A 15,597-nucleotide genomic window follows, 5' to 3' on the forward strand; every position below is an offset into this window, starting at 1 on the left:
GATCCGCTGTTCCCTGTTCCCTTTGCTATATTCATACTTAGGCATTTTTGTCAATGCTGAGGTGATAATTAGATCTACAGGTTACCACCTGCCATCAGAAGAAGTATCTATGATGCCGGTAGATATTTGGCATTTTGGCAGTCATTTTACTTCGGCTGGAGATAGTATATAGATTTTAGGTTTAGTTTAGTGTTTTTACTGTTTAAATTTAGTGTTTTTACTATTTCACTGAGGCTCAGAGGTCGGTGACAATCGAACTCAAAGTGCTTAGGATGGAAATTTCGTCAGGGGGAGTAACATCATTATTATTGGTAACGCCCACTTTATTAAAACGGTCGTTGACTTATATCAGGTCATGATCGGAACTTCGACCCAGCTAAAATCCGGCATCGTCTTCTGTGAAGCATCTGGATCATAATTGATCCGAGCTACAGGAAATGATCCAACGCTTAAATCTAATCCAACTCAGAATCCTCAAGGGATTCAGCTTTGCTCACGCTGTGGGAGCGCATCTGGACATAGCTTCGTGATTGTACTCAAAGAAGCATACCCATTCAACTTCTTGAATGCCATCCAGCAGTGCCCAGAAGTCTGCCCTATCCATTGCTCAACCGCCAATCCAGTACAGGAGATTGTAGCTGAAATGCAACAGATGAAGGGCTAAGGGGGTAAGGGGGTAATTTTTAGCGGTCAGGTATTTCCGTGCCTGTTGCACCAGAGACGAAAAATAATGGTATTGAGAAATTTATTACTATTTTCCTCAGGTTTTTTACCATATAGCAAATGCCTGGAAATTTATGTAAAATAAACTACAAATGCCTGGAAATTTATGTAAAATAAACTACAAAAATCTGGTGAGATAAGCCAAAGCCTGGAAATTAACTAAAACTCATCCCCTTGTTTATATCTATAAAAAATTTAAATCATTTCTGACTTATACTTAATCATTTCTGATTTCTAGTTAAACAACATCTGTGTTGTATATAAAATAAAGTAAAGAAAGATGACCTCCTTTGAGGAAAATTTTCTAAACTAGTAGTATCAGCCCCGATAGAGTTGATAGCTCAATGAAGGGGAGAAACGAATTGCTAGGCTAGAGTTAAGACAATGGCATATTCGTGGACGTTGTCATAAGGTGACGTTGTCATAAGGTGACGTTGTCTGCCGAACAGGCTAAGCCTTGAGTTAATGCTAGTTCAGCAACTGCCACAACTTCAGGTGCTTCATCGGACTTTTCACAATCCCATTGAACAATCCCATTGAGGCAGAAAACCATCTGTACTCCCCTTGGAAGTCAAGCTTAGGAGAAGCATCATATGGTCATCACTGCTCCAGAAAAAGCCCAACCATCTGCCAAAGACAAAGCCTTCGTCCTCTGGTTTGAGGAAGTTGGGATTGCCGATATCCCCCTAGTGGGGGGAAAGAATGCCTCTTTGGGGGAAATGATCCGACAACTGACACCAGTAGGAGTTAGAGTACCCACTGGCTTCGCTACCACAGCCTATGCCTATCGATATTTTATTGAGAAAGCTGGGTTAGAAGCCAAGCTGCGCCAGGGATTATCTGACCTGGATGTGGAAGATGTCAATAACTTGCGACAACGGGGGATGCAAGCGAGAAGCTTAATCCTCAATACGCCATTCCCAAAAGAACTAGCCAATGCGATCGCGTTGGCATACCAACAACTATGCCAACGCTATGGGAATGATCCCCAGGAATTCTGTGAGCAGTTTGAGCCAGAATATCGGGACACTTGCCTACAGTCAAATTACAATACAGATGTAGCAGTTCGTTCCAGTGCCACCGCTGAGGACTTACCTGATGCTAGCTTTGCTGGTCAACAGGAAACCTATCTCAACGTCCACGGAGTAAAAGGGGTTTTAGAAGCCTGTCACAAATGCTTTGCCTCCCTTTTTACCAACCGCGCCATCTCCTATCGAACTGTTAAAGGCTTTGACCATTTTGATGTTGCTCTGTCTGTCGGTGTCCAGAAAATGGTGCGTTCAGACCTAGCGTCCTCTGGTGTGATGTTCTCCATCGACACCGAAACCGGATTTAAAAATGCCGCTTTAGTAACGGCGGCTTACGGTTTAGGTGAAAACGTTGTCCAAGGAGCAGTCAACCCTGATGAATACCTGGTGTTCAAGCCGACTCTCCAAGAGGGGTATAGCCCTATCCTAGACAAACGTCTAGGTAGCAAAGAAGTCAAAATGGTCTATGATGACGGCGTAAAACTGACGAAAAATATATCAGTGCCGCCATCAGAACGGGGAAAATACGCCATCAATGATGAGGAAATTCTGACCCTAGCCAAGTGGGCTAGCATCATTGAAGAGCACTATTCCCAGGTGCGGGGTAGCTACACCCCCATGGACATTGAGTGGGCGAAAGACGGGAAAACCGGTGAACTCTTTATTGTTCAAGCCCGTCCGGAAACTGTACAATCCCAGAAATCTGCCAATGTTATTTGTCATTATCAACTCAAAGGCGATGTAGAGACATTGCAGGCAACGTCTGTGCTAGTCACCGGTCGCGCCGTCGGTGAAATGATTGGTCAAGGCAAAGCAAGGGTAATTCTGGATGTCAACAAGATTGACCGTTTCCAAGCCAAAGAGGTATTGGTCACGGACAAGACAGATCCGGATTGGGAACCTATCATGAAGAGAGCGAGTGCTATCGTCACTAACCAAGGAGGCCGCACTTGTCACGCTGCCATCATTGCCCGTGAGATGGGTATCCCCGCGATTGTGGGTTGTGGCAATGCCACTAACCAGTTGAAGACAGGCCAACCAGTGACGGTTTCCTGTGCAGAAGGAGATGAAGGCAAGGTTTATCAAGGGTTAGTGCCCTTTGAGGTGCAAGAAACACCCCTTGACAACCTACCGCGCACCCGCACCAAAATCATGATGAATGTGGGTAACCCAGAGAAAGCCTTTAGTCTGTCTTTTCTTCCCTGCGATGGGGTGGGGTTAGCCCGGTTTGAGTTCATCATTGCCAATCACATTAAGGCACACCCGATGGCGTTGATTCACTTCGATAAACTCGAAGATCCATCGGTCAAGGAAGAAATTGCTCAGCTGACAGCATTGTATGACCATAAACCTGACTTCTTTGTGGATAAACTAGCCAACGGGATTAGCATCATCGCTGCTGCTTTCTATCCCAAACCAGTTATCGTCAGGATGTCAGATTTCAAGAGTAACGAATACGCCAATCTCTTAGGGGGTAAACAGTTTGAACCCAAAGAAGAGAACCCGATGCTAGGATGGCGAGGGGCGTCTCGTTACTGTGATGAAATCTACCGGGAAGCCTATGGTTTGGAATGTAAGGCACTCAAACGGGTACGGGATGAGATGGGACTCACAAACGTTATCCCCATGATTCCCTTCTGTCGCACTCCTGATGAAGGTCGCCGGGTGCTGGCGGAAATGGAAAAACATGGCTTGAAGCGGGGGGAGAATGGGTTAGAAGTCTATGTGATGTGTGAAATCCCCAGTAACGTCATCCTAGCCGACGAGTATAGCCAAATCTTTGACGGCTTCTCCATCGGTTCTAATGACCTCACTCAATTAACCTTAGGATTAGACCGTGACTCTGCTTTAGTTGCCCATATCTTTGATGAACGTAACGAAGCAGTTAAACAAATGGTGCGGATGGTGATAGAAAAAGCCAAGAAAAATGGCCGCAAGATTGGTATTTGTGGTCAAGCACCAAGTGACTATCCGGAATTTGCCTGCTTCTTAGTGGAGTTGGGAATTGATTCCATCAGCTTGAACCCTGACTCGGTACTCAAGACACTTCTGGATATCGCCAAGGTAGAAGGAGTAAATTAGTGTCCCGGTGTTAGGTGTTAAGAGGGTTATGTGTTAATAAATTTACATTACACCTAACCAAACACCTCAAGGTTTTCCCCCATGGAGATGACTTGAATCTCGTCGCATTTAGGGGCAAGTTGCAAGTAGCTTCTAGCTTCAAAACGTCTCCGGTGCGCTTGACCCATTAAGAATTAAATTCGCCACGGGTCGCACCGCAAAGATGCCAAGTTTGGTGATTGATGTCGCCGAGTTCTTGATCAACAATCGCAGATGACCTGGGAGGAAGGATGAGTTAATAGCCAAAAATTCTCATGTAATTCAAAATCAAAAATTACATTACAAAACTTTAAGATACGCCAAGGGCCTAGGGATTAACTTGCCCCAAACCATAGAAAAACCTTGGCTAACCATAAACTTGACGTTTTTTAAGAAATATAAAATAGGAGGAATTGGGGATGATAGCTCCAGAGAAATATAAATAAAATCTAAAGATTATAAAATAAATCAAGAATGGGTAATTAAATAGAACAAATTCTACCATTTTTGATTTTCCCAACTCTATCAAATGTAGATGAGCTGAAATCACTAGTTCTCTTGCTGTCAGCTCAAGTAAAAAACCATGGTAGCCATAACTATGGGTGAAACCACCCGTAATAGCTACTAGCTAGATGTCTTCAGGCTTGTGGTATCGCTAATGAGGGTGTCTTCAATGGCACAGCTCACGGGTAAACAGGATCCACAGACAGCAGTGGAACAAGTGAAAGCTTGACAAGCCTATAAAAGGGTGCATTTTAAAACAATTTTTTTTCAATCCATACTATAAAGGGTGTTGACATGTTAACAAAAATTAACGAAACCATCAAACCAACCTTTGCCGTAGTCTGGCAAACGCTATCATCTGTGCTGCTTGGGATTGCCCATAATTTCCAAGCTATAAAAACCAGGTTTTCAGGAATCTTCTTTAACGAGGTCAACCTAGATTTGATATCTGAGGAAGACAATTGTGAACCCAACCCAGTCATAAAGGTGTCAATGTTGACTAATGCTGGCTTGGGCACTGTGCCGTACTACTGCTTCTTTTGGAAAGGTTGAAGCAGTGCAAGTAGGCCATGGGTATAAAAGGGTGCATTTTAAGACAATTTTTTTTCAATCCATACTATAAAGGGTGTTGACATGCTAACAACAATTAACGAAACCATCAAACCAACCTTTGCCGTAGTCTGGCAAACGCTATCATCTGTGCTGCTTGGGATTGCCCATAATTTCCAAGCTATAAAAACCAGGTTTTCAGGAATCTTCTTTAACGAGGTCAACCTAGATTTGATATCTGAGGAAGACAATTGTGAACCCAACCCAGTCATAAAGGTGTCAATGTTGACTAATGCTGGCTTGGGCACTGTGCCGTACTACTGCTTCTTTTGGAAAGGTTGAAGCAGTGCAAGTAGGCCATGGGTATAAAAGGGTGCATTTTAAGACAATTTTTTTTCAATCCATACTATAAAGGGTGTTGACATGCTAACAACAATTAACGAAACCATCAAACCAACCTTTGCTGTAGTCTGGCAAAAGCTGTCATCTGTGCTCCTTGGGATTGCCCATAATTTCCAAGCTATCAAAAGCCGGGTTTCAGGCATCTTCTTTAACCAGGCCAACCTAGATTTGATATCTGAGGAAGACAATTGTGAACCCAACCCAGTCATAAAGGTATCAATTTTGACTAATGCTGGCTTGGGCAGTGTACCGTACTACTGCTTCTTGTGGGAAGAACGTAAACTTTACTGATTCCACCTAGTCCAGGCTCGCAGAAATAAGTCACCACTTTCATCTACAGAGGTCGGAGCTGGTCATTTCACTTATTTCGGTTTCCCCTGCACTAGTACTAAGTTTCCTTGACAGTATACTACATTATACCAATTAACGAGAATCCCTGCCTTCAGAAGGTAGGGATTCTCGTTAATTCCTGGATTAATTGCACATCAATTTCATCTGGCCATCTCCCGATCTGGTCATCCCGACCTCTGGCCATCTGCATCTGTAGTGCTACTTTGAAGACTTGCTATAGCTTGGATAGCCCCATAGCTGATTAGGGGGTAAGCTGAGAAGGACCTGTTGGTGTAACCAAAAGTGTGTTAACTGTGGTCTACTGATTGGTCTACTGATTGGCAAACTGGGATCAAAGGGCATTCACCCTTTCAGTCATGGAGGTGGCAAACTAGAAGAAATGGATTTAAGTAGGGGAGTTGATCTTGGCACGTAAGATAGAGCCTCTATGGGCAGTACAAGATGACCAACAGAGAAAGGACGTTCTGATGAAGCGTAAAAATCAACACATGTTAGCACTGGTGTGGCGAAGCACTATTGTTTTGTCATTCTTCCTGTTGCCTGTTGGCCTTGGCAGTGCCCAATCCATCGAACCTGACCCTCCAAAACAGATAGTCGCTCAGAGCTCAAGTCAAAAGCAAGTTCAAACTGATGCGAATCTTAGCTTTCAGCGGGTGACGCTCCTGTCTAATGTTTTGCTGGTTGTGTTGGTCACTCTGGTACTGCTACTGGTGGCTGCGATCGCAGCGTTGTGGCTGCTAAGAAGGTCTGTGATTCGTGAGGTTGCCCAAATCGTGAGAGCTCACCTCAATGAACTGACTGACTTGGAAGATAGGATTGTCAGTGCCAATAAAAATGTTCAAAGTATCCTCGAAAAAACTGAAGACATTGCTTTGGAGCTAGATCAGCAGGCGGCAGAGTTTAAACAAGACCTAAGTGTTAAACGAGAAAATCTATCTAAGCTGCTATCCAAATTGTCTCAGTCCCAGCAACAGGCATTAACGACAATCAAGACGCAAAAAACCGATACTCAACAAGAGCTAGAACAATTAGAGACTGACTTTGCCTCAAGACTGTCTAAACTCGAGCAAGACGCTAAAAAGCAACGGGATAGTTTTCTGAAGTATCTAGAAAACTTAAGCGCTGAGTTTGCCCCCCAATTATCTGAACTCAAGGGGGATGTGCAAGCCCAGAAAGAGACAATACTGAAGAAACTGAAGCAATTAGAGACAGAGTTTGGCTCCGAACTGTCTGACCTGAAAGAAACTGCGGTAAACCAAAAGGACTTAACTTTAAAAGATTTCGAAAAATTAGGGGCTGAATTTACTCCAGAATTATCGAAAATCCAGGCGGATGTACAAGCCCAGAAAGAGATAATACTGAAGAAACTGAACCAATCAGAGACAGAGTTTGGCTCCGAACTGTCTGACTTGAAAGCCAAGGCTCAAAAACAAAGCGAAGATTACCTGCAAACCATAGAAAAATCAAGTGCTGACTTTGCTCCTCAACTATCTGAACTTCAGGGTAATGTACAAGAACATAAGGATAAAGTCCTGCAGCAACTAAATCAATCAGAGTCTGATTTTGCTGTTGAACTGTCTGAGCTTAAGGCAAAGGCTGATAAAGAAAGGAACAGTTACCTCAAGAATCTAGAAAAACTCACCTCTGATTTTGCTCCTCAACTATCTTTACTCAAAGCCAATGTCCAAGGGCATCAAGATAAAGTATTGGAGAAACTGAACCAATCAGAGACAGAGTTTGCCTCAAAATTGTCTGAACTTGAAGCCAAGGCTCAACAGCAACGGGATTTAATACTAGAAAATATAAAACAGGTAGAGACAGAGTTTACTCCTCAGCTATCTGACATTAAGGTGGAGGCTGAACAAAAAGCTCAACATAAAATCGATTTAGCTCTTCAGAAGCTAGAGCAATTAGGAACTGACATTACTGAACAACTTTCAAAATCCCAGTCGAAGATTGAAGTGCAAATCGATAAGACTCTCCAGCATCTGAAAGAGCTAGAGGCTAATTTAACAACTCAGGTTTCTGACTCTCAGTCAGGAATTCAAACCCAGAATGCTCAGACCATTCAGAGTCTGGAAAAATTAGAAACAGAGGCGAAAACTCAACTTTCTGATTTACAGTCGGACATTCAAAAGCGAAAAGATATAATCATTCAAAATCTGGACAAATTGGAAACCACCTTGGCTGCTCAGCTGTCTGAGGTGGAATCTGAGGCTCAAACCGAGAAGGATAAAATTCTACAACAACTAGCAGAGATTTCCCCAACATCCATTGCAGAAGCTGCTCTGTCTGAAGTGCTGCAAAACACTCAAACTCTGACGGAACAATTAGAACGCCTCAAATCGAACCATCCTAAATTGTTCTTGAATCCAGATGACTATGTGAATCAGGGCAATACTCTATTCTCTCAAGGGCAGTATCAAGATGCGATCGCTTCCTATGATCAAGCTCTTGACCTTCAACCGAATAACCCTGATATTTGGTATCAGCGAGGTATGGCATTATGGGAATTACAGCAGTATCAAGATGCGATCGCGTCCTATGACAAAGTAATTGAGCTTAAGCCAGATGACCCAGATAGCTGGTATCAAAGAGGTCTGGCTTTGATGGAACTCCGGCGGTATGAAGGAGCAGTGGTTGCTTTTAATAAGGTGGTTAAACTCAAGCAAGACCACTACAAAGCCTGGTTAAACCGGGGCATGACCCTAAGACGGTTGAGACGCTACGAAGATGCGATCGCTTCCTATGACAAGGCCCTAGAAATTCAGCCAAACTATCATCAAGCTTGGGTTGACCGAGGAGTAGCACTGGGAATGCTACAAAAGCATGAAGAGGCGTTTGAATCCTTCGACCAAGCTGTCCAAGTTCAGCCAGATAATACAGTAGCCTGGTTGAATCGAGGCATGGCTCTGGATGTATTAGAAAGATACCAAGAAGCTGTTGCTTCTTTTGACAAGGCTATTGAATTAAATCCCGACTCCCACAAAGCCTGGAATTACAGAGGTTCTACCTTAGTCAAGCTAGAACAGAATGATCAGGCATTGGAAAGCATTAATCGGGCTTTGGAGATTCAACCTGAGTATGCTGCTGGTTATTATAACAAAGCAATCGTTTATTCTTCCCAGGGTCAAGTCACCTTAGCTGTGGAAAACCTAGAGCAGGCGATTGAGCTAAATCCAAGGTATCGGGAAGAGGCGAGTAATGACCCGGATTTTGAGGCTATTTCAGAAGATGATCGGTTCTGGCAGTTGATTGGAGGCTAGAATCCTCTTGATCTCCTGGGTCCGGCAAATAATTCCTATTCCATGCTTGCGATCAACTATGAACTAAAGTCTAGTTTAGTCTAGATTGATATAGCAGGAAATGAGCTTGCGCCAACATATTTCTATAATCCCAGATCAGACAGCATGGTAGACCTGACCCCAAATCCTAGTTTCAGTTTGACTATTTGCTTAACATACCCCAACCGTGCCGGGATGTTAGCCAGCGTAACTCAAGCGATCGCATCTGTTGGCGGTCAATTGGGAGAAATTATGGTGGTGGAGAAAACTCGGAAAATTGCTACTCGCGAGATTACCGTAGATGCAGCTAGCACTGAACACGCTGAACAGATTGTACAAGCGGTGTCAGAAGTTCCCGATGTCCAAATCCTAAATGTCTATGACCGCACCTTCAACCTCCATCGCGGTGGCAAAATCAGTGTCAACAGCAAAATCCCCCTCAAGCATCAATCTGAATTGGCTATGGCTTACACTCCTGGTGTAGGTCGGATTTGTAAAGCGATCGCATCTGACCCAGAACAGGTCTACTCCTTTACCATTAAAAGCAACATGGTTGCTGTGGTCACCGATGGCAGTGCAGTGTTGGGGTTGGGTAACTTAGGGCCAGAAGCCGCTTTGCCAGTGATGGAAGGTAAAGCAATGCTGTTCAAAGAGTTTGCTGGTATTGATGCTTTTCCTATCTGCCTAGCTACCCAAGATACGGATCAGATCGTGGAAACCGTTAAAACTATCGCGCCGGTTTTTGGTGGTATTAATTTAGAAGATATCAGTGCTCCCCGTTGCTTTGATATTGAAGCCAGACTCCGGCAGGAGTTAGATATTCCAGTCTTTCACGATGACCAGAACGGTACGGCTATTGTCACCCTTGCTGCCTTGACCAATGCCCTGAAGCTAGTCAAGAAATCCCTAGAAGAGGTAAGAATTGTTATTAATGGAGCTGGCGCTGCCGGTATGGCAGTTGCCCGGTTACTCCGTAAAGCTGGTGCAGGTGTAATTTGGATATGCGACTCCCAAGGCATTATTTCTACTAAACGCCCTAACTTGACTGAGCAAAAGCAAGAATTTGCTGTGGATGCTTCGGGTACTCTCGCTGGTGCCATTGGTAATGCCGATGTGTTTATTGGGGTGAGTGTACCTGGGGTTCTAACCCCAGACATGGTCAGGTCCATGGCCAAGAAGCCCATTGTCATGGCTATGGCTAATCCTATCCCGGAAATTCAGCCAGAATTGGTAGTAGATGATGTAGCAGTAATGGCTACAGGTCGTAGTGACTATCCCAATCAGATTAATAATGTTCTGGCTTTTCCAGGGGTTTTTCGTGGCGCTATAGATTGTCGGGCGTCAACCATTACCGTGAATATGTGTCTCGAAGCAGCTTTTGCGATCGCATCCCTGATTAATCCCAGTGATTTAGATCGAGAACATATCATTCCCTCAGCATTTGATGAGCGAGTTGCTCCTGCGGTTGCTGCTGCGGTGCAAAGGGCAGCACGTCAGGATGGTGTAGCATGCCATTAATAAGTAGTTGTATTTCGATAATTTCATGATTAAGCCATAGCAATTAGCTATTCTGGTGGCATTTGATTCATTTTTTGAGGCAGGACTGATGATTGTAACTACTACTGATGTTATTCAAGGTGCGATTGTTGAAGAGTATTTGGGCGTTGTCACTGCTGAGGTGGTTTACGGCACCAATGCACTGCGGGATTTCTTTGCTGGTATTCGAGATTTAATCGGAGGACGTACTGGCAGTTATGAAAAAGTCTTTGAAAAAGGACACCAAGAAGCCCTCAAAGAATTGAAGCAACGTGCCTCAGAACTAGGAGCAGATGCTGTGATTGGCATTGCTATGGATACTGGCACAATTAACGTTGATGAAAAGGGGGTGCTGCTACTGATTACCGCGACTGGCACAGCCATCAAAATCAAGAATTAAGGGTTGCTTGACAGTTGACGGGTACCCGTCAACTGTTGTTTAACTAAATCCGCTAAATTTCCTTGACAACTCATACTCGTTACGACTACGATTAAAGAGTAACAATCATAAAGGAATGAGTAAGACAAGATGGTTATCAATCAAGTACCCGACGTAGTATTTAAGACCAGAGTCAGAGATGAGTCAGTTGCTGGACCCAATCCCTTCCGCTGGCAAGACCGCACTACACAGGAAATTTTTGGCGGTAAGCGTATCGTGCTATTTTCCCTTCCTGGTGCCTTCACACCCACCTGTTCATCAACCCACTTACCCCGCTATGAAGAACTCTATGACGAGATCAAAGCACAAGGGGTTGATCAAGTGATCTGCTTATCTGTCAACGATGCCTTCGTGATGTTCCAGTGGGGCAAACAGCAAGGGGTTCAGAATATCTTCTTGCTACCCGATGGTAATGGGGAATTCACCCGCAAAATGGGGATGTTGGTAGAAAAAGATAATCTCGGTTTTGGTATGCGTTCTTGGCGCTACTCTATGGTGGTAGATAACGGCAAGATTGAAAAAATGTTTGTAGAACCAGGCTATGAAGATAACTGCCCTACCGATCCCTTCGAGGTCTCAGATGCAGATACCATGTTGGCATACTTGAAGTCAGCTAAAAGTTGAGATACTTCCCAGCTTAGTTAAGGCTTTATCAGTAGAGGCGTTACCTGCAACGCCTCTACTGTTTTCAGTTTGGTGCGTAAGTCCTGATAATCGTGGATTGACTTGAGAGTGATACAACAATCATTACCTTGGACGATCAGTAAAATTTTACCTCCGACGCCTATTGCGCCTATCTACCAAAAATAAGTAATCTTTCAACCGAATAGTAATTCAGAAGTTTGGGGGAGTCATGAGCTACGATTTTGATTTATTCGTTATTGGTGCAGGTTCCGGAGGAATTGCTACAGCTAGACGAGCCGCAGAATATGGGGCAAAAGTAGGCATTGCAGAATTTGACCGTTTAGGTGGAACTTGCGTAAATCGTGGCTGCGTTCCTAAGAAGCTGATGGTTTATGCCTCCCATTTTCCTGATCAATTTGAAGAGGCACAGGGATATGGCTGGAGTAAGGTACACAGTACCCTGGATTGGACAACCATGATCACAGCAGTGAATCAGGAAACAGAACGCCTCAATGGCATTTACCAACGTATGTTGGATAACTCCAAAGTGGAACTGTTTCAGGGTTATGCTAAGTTCGTGGATTCCCACACCATAGACATTGGCGGACGCAAAGTAACTGCACAGAAAATCTTGATTGCAGTAGGAGGACATCCGGTCAAGCCCGATATTCCCGGAATTGAACACGCGATTACCTCTGATGATATCTTCCACCTCAAGGAACAACCGAAGCGGATCGTGATTCTTGGGGGTGGCTATATTGGTGTCGAGTTTGCCTGTATTCTCAATGGCTTAGGCTCTGAAGTCACGGTGGTTATTCGTCGTGATCAGATTTTACGGGGATTTGATGCGGAAATCGGTTCCGAGATTCAACAAGCCATGGAGAACCATGGGATTCGCGTGCTAAATAACAGTAAGATCATCGCTATTGAAAACACATCAGCCGGTCTGAATGTAACGGTACAAGGACAATCACAAACAACTATAATTGCTGATGCAGTCAGTTTAGCTGCCACAGGTCGTATACCCAATATCCAGAATCTAGGTTTAGAGAATACTGGAGTAGCAATTGAAAACGGTGCGATCGCAGTCGATAAGTACAGTCTTACCACAGAAGACCATATCTTTGCGGTAGGAGATTGTACTAACCGCATGAACTTAACTCCCGTTGCGATTAATGAAGGTCGTGCCTTTGCCGATACCGTATTTGGTGGCAAATCCCGGATCATGAGCTACGAGAATGTCCCAACCGCAATTTTTACCACACCCGAAGCAGCTACGGTTGGTCTAAGTGAGGCCGAAGCACGGGAGAAATATGGGGATGCGGTAAAAGTCTATCGTTCTCGGTTCAGAGCGATGTACTATACTCTACCTGGTCGGGATGAAAAAACCCTGATGAAGTTAGTGGTTGACCAAAACACTGACAAAGTCTTGGGTGCTCATATGGTAGGAGACCATGCAGCAGAGATTATTCAAGGAATTGCGATCGCATTGAAAACTGGAGCTACCAAAGCTAACTTTGATGCTACTGTTGGAATTCATCCCAGTTCTGCAGAAGAGTTTGTCACAATGCGCTAAGGGACTGAAAAAGGTTTCGAAATACAGTTAGTTGTAACTAGGGCGTGAGCACACGCCCTAGTTTCGTACTATAGCGCTTTAAAATCAGATGTGAAAATTTATAGCAATTCAATTGATTAATGCTGTAAACCAGGTATTGTTACTAAGTGCTTAAATACTTTCAATTCTCAATATCAACACTACTGAATCGAAATAAATCCTAAAAAAGCGGCTAGAACTGTATTATCAGGAAGGAATGGCTGATGTTTAACTCAATACATCTGAGTTAAACATCAGCATCTAGTGGTAGAAAGCCCAAGTTTCCCCATGTCATCTTTACAAAAATTAGAAAAATTCGTCAAAATACCTAATAAAGTTAAAACCCGCCGCATTCTTTGGTTTGAACGATTAATGGCGATCATCGCCTTGATTAATCTGCTTTTAGTATTCTTTGACCTCAGCTATATCCCCTTAAGGGATTTCTGGCTACATCAGAAAATTCAGGTATTTAGCTTTACCATTGGTCCGATCAAATCCAAAGGCTTTCCCCTATCGATTCCCATTCCTGATATCACTCCATTATACGACCAATTTAAAGGGATTGAAGACAACCGAGATACTCAAAAATATTTGGACAAAGTTGAGCAAATAGAAAATCAGATTAACAAGATAGGATTATCTTCTATAGAAGAGTCTATAGAAGTAGAAAAAAAACTTAAGGAGCTGCGCAAACTTAGCTTAGAAATGATTGATACTAATCCTTTTCAAGTAGCCAATAAAACTGGAAACTTGGAAAAGCTGAAAAATAAGATGCGTAAGCATATACAAAATCCTGATAAGTCAGCAAAAGAGTCATTTGAGGAGTTCTGGACTCAAAAGTACTTAGCAAGCCATAGTGAAGAGGAAGGTTTGGGATTTTTTAACACCGAGATTAAACCCTTAATAGAAACTAACTATTACCGTCCAATTGGAGAAAATGGCGAATTCGTAGACCTATTCGGACTGATTGACTTCCCATATTTTATCTTATTTGGTACAGAGTTTTTGGCTCGTACCTGGTTAATCAGTCGCCGTCATTCTGGACTCAAGTGGCAAAATGCCATGCTGTGGCGCTGGTATGACATATTTTTGCTAATACCCTTATGGCGGTGGTTACGAATTATTCCCGTTACCATTCGTTTAGGTCAAGCTAAATTAATAGACCTGAGTGTCATTACCAGAGAAATCCGCTCGGGATTTGTTGCCAGTATTGCTCAAGAGATGACGGAAGTGGTCGTCATTCAAATTATTAACGAAGTTCAGGGCTCCATTAGCCGGGGTGAAATTACCAAATGGTTGTCTCAACAGGAAGTCCGCCCCTACATTGACCTTAATGACACTGATGAAGTGTCAGAGCTCACCACCATCATGGTAAAGATGACAGTTGATCAAGTCTTACCCAAAATCCGTCCTGATCTAGAGGCTCTCATGAAACACTATGTGGACATGGGGATTAAACAGTCCACACTTTATCAGGGACTTCAGAATGTACCAGGACTGGGACAATTCCAGAAGCAGCTCACAGAGGAATTAGTGAAAAACATTTTTGAGGCACTCTATGATGGGATTAATACTCTGATACAAGAAGACCCAGTTGCCGACGAACTCCTGGAACACCTACTCAAAAATTTAAGGGAAGTCTTAGGGGCAGAAATTAAGACCAAGGATAGATTACAGGAGATTCAGTATTTGATCACAGCTTGGTTAGAGGAATTCAAAATAAATTATGTCCGGCGCTTATCTGAAGAAGACTTAGATAAAATCTTAGATGAAACCAGAGCAATTCGTCAAAGATTTCAGGAATAACAGTAGTAAAAAAAAATTAAGATTATTCCAATAATTAATTGATTGTTTTTTTATTAGCGGATCTATAAACTAGGTTAATTTACAGTAAAACCATTCAATTGATGATTGATACCGAGTTGCATTCAAAGATAGTAGATGGGGAGATGGGGAGATTGGGGGCAGATAAAGTTGTACCTTTGATCGCAACTTAGTATGAAATTAAAAAAATATAGAAATAAAAAAAAATAAACATTTTTTTAAATTATTGTAAATAGTCAGAGATCATCATACAGTTTGACCGAATAATGCCCATAAGCTAAAATACTTATGGGTCAACAAAAACCAAGTTGACTTCTAGGGTCAGCTTGCTCTGAGGAAAAGGGCTGTGAAGTGGGAAAGTGCCGACGCACCAGACACCAAGCAGGGATTAGACCTCAAAACTACCCATGTTCAAGTTTTGATCAGGCAAGCATTTGAGCTGCTAATTGCGTTAGCTTCCGGCAAAATTAATCCCACATCTCAATGCTATGCCATGAGTGTGGGATTAATTTTGCACAGGGTATGCATGGAATTGCTATAATATGCGTACTGATAAACAAAGCCGTTCGCGTAGCGTGGCCTACGGCCTTAAATGCTGGTTTGTCAGCACAACAGTTTTAAAAAAAAGACATGGAGGCG

12 protein-coding genes and 1 pseudogene are annotated in these 15,597 nt (G+C 43.2%); 12 read left to right on the top strand and 1 reads right to left on the bottom strand.

All coding sequences use genetic code 11. The features are described from left to right. Positions 1 to 355: 355 nt before the first annotated feature. Positions 356 to 664, top strand: a pseudogene (locus F6K57_RS18875) (adenosine-specific kinase). A 480-nt stretch (positions 665 to 1,144) separates the two neighbouring features. On the opposite strand, the gene F6K57_RS18880 reads toward F6K57_RS18875, so the two are convergent. Then, complete coding sequence (locus F6K57_RS18880) at positions 1,145 to 1,276, bottom strand: hypothetical protein (protein WP_293017798.1); 132 nt, start codon at positions 1,274 to 1,276, stop codon at positions 1,145 to 1,147. Positions 1,277 to 1,316: 40 nt separating this feature from the next. On the opposite strand from F6K57_RS18880, the gene ppsA reads away from it, so the two are divergent. The 11 genes from ppsA to F6K57_RS18935 all read left to right on the top strand — a co-directional run bounded on the left by ppsA (position 1,317) and on the right by F6K57_RS18935 (position 15,499). Continuing rightward, positions 1,317 to 3,833 carry a phosphoenolpyruvate synthase gene (gene ppsA / locus F6K57_RS18885; protein WP_293069895.1) on the top strand — a complete coding sequence of 839 codons (2,517 nt, stop codon included), beginning with the start codon at positions 1,317 to 1,319 and terminating at the stop codon, positions 3,831 to 3,833. An 816-nt stretch (positions 3,834 to 4,649) separates the two neighbouring features. Beyond that, positions 4,650 to 4,907, top strand: a complete 258-nt coding sequence (locus tag F6K57_RS18890) for a hypothetical protein (protein ID WP_293017794.1) — start codon at positions 4,650 to 4,652, stop codon at positions 4,905 to 4,907. 81 nt (positions 4,908 to 4,988) lie between these two features. Then, positions 4,989 to 5,246 (top strand): hypothetical protein, encoded by a 258-nt coding sequence (locus F6K57_RS18895; RefSeq protein ID WP_075904795.1) that lies wholly within the window; start codon positions 4,989 to 4,991, stop codon positions 5,244 to 5,246. An 81-nt stretch (positions 5,247 to 5,327) separates the two neighbouring features. Further along, positions 5,328 to 5,597: a hypothetical protein gene (locus F6K57_RS18900; RefSeq protein ID WP_075904793.1), complete on the top strand. Its 270-nt coding sequence runs from the start codon at positions 5,328 to 5,330 to the stop codon at positions 5,595 to 5,597. Between the two features lie 464 nt (positions 5,598 to 6,061). Then, the gene (locus F6K57_RS18905; RefSeq protein WP_293069897.1) at positions 6,062 to 8,923 is read left to right on the top strand and encodes a tetratricopeptide repeat protein; all 2,862 of its coding nucleotides are present in this window, start codon (positions 6,062 to 6,064) and stop codon (positions 8,921 to 8,923) included. 144 nt (positions 8,924 to 9,067) lie between these two features. Further along, on the top strand, positions 9,068 to 10,459 hold the full coding sequence (locus F6K57_RS18910) for an NAD-dependent malic enzyme (RefSeq protein ID WP_293069899.1): 1,392 nt from the start codon (positions 9,068 to 9,070) through the stop codon (positions 10,457 to 10,459). 88 nt (positions 10,460 to 10,547) lie between these two features. Then, entirely contained in the window at positions 10,548 to 10,877 is a 330-nt protein-coding gene (locus F6K57_RS18915; protein WP_293017785.1) for a YbjQ family protein, read from the top strand. Positions 10,878 to 11,006: 129 nt separating this feature from the next. Further along, complete coding sequence (locus F6K57_RS18920; RefSeq protein ID WP_293017783.1) at positions 11,007 to 11,540, top strand: peroxiredoxin; 534 nt, start codon at positions 11,007 to 11,009, stop codon at positions 11,538 to 11,540. Positions 11,541 to 11,769: 229 nt separating this feature from the next. Then, a complete protein-coding gene (gor, locus tag F6K57_RS18925) occupies positions 11,770 to 13,116 on the top strand; it encodes a glutathione-disulfide reductase (RefSeq protein WP_293017781.1) in 1,347 nt (448 codons plus the stop codon). A gap of 306 nt (positions 13,117 to 13,422) precedes the next feature. Then, entirely contained in the window at positions 13,423 to 14,940 is a 1,518-nt protein-coding gene (locus F6K57_RS18930) for a hypothetical protein (protein ID WP_293069901.1), read from the top strand. Between the two features lie 364 nt (positions 14,941 to 15,304). After that, the gene (locus F6K57_RS18935; RefSeq protein WP_293069903.1) at positions 15,305 to 15,499 is read left to right on the top strand and encodes a hypothetical protein; all 195 of its coding nucleotides are present in this window, start codon (positions 15,305 to 15,307) and stop codon (positions 15,497 to 15,499) included. Positions 15,500 to 15,597 lie beyond the last annotated feature (98 nt).

It is taken from the genome of Moorena sp. SIO4A5 (assembly GCF_010672005.1).
Classification (GTDB): domain Bacteria; phylum Cyanobacteriota; class Cyanobacteriia; order Cyanobacteriales; family Coleofasciculaceae; genus Moorena.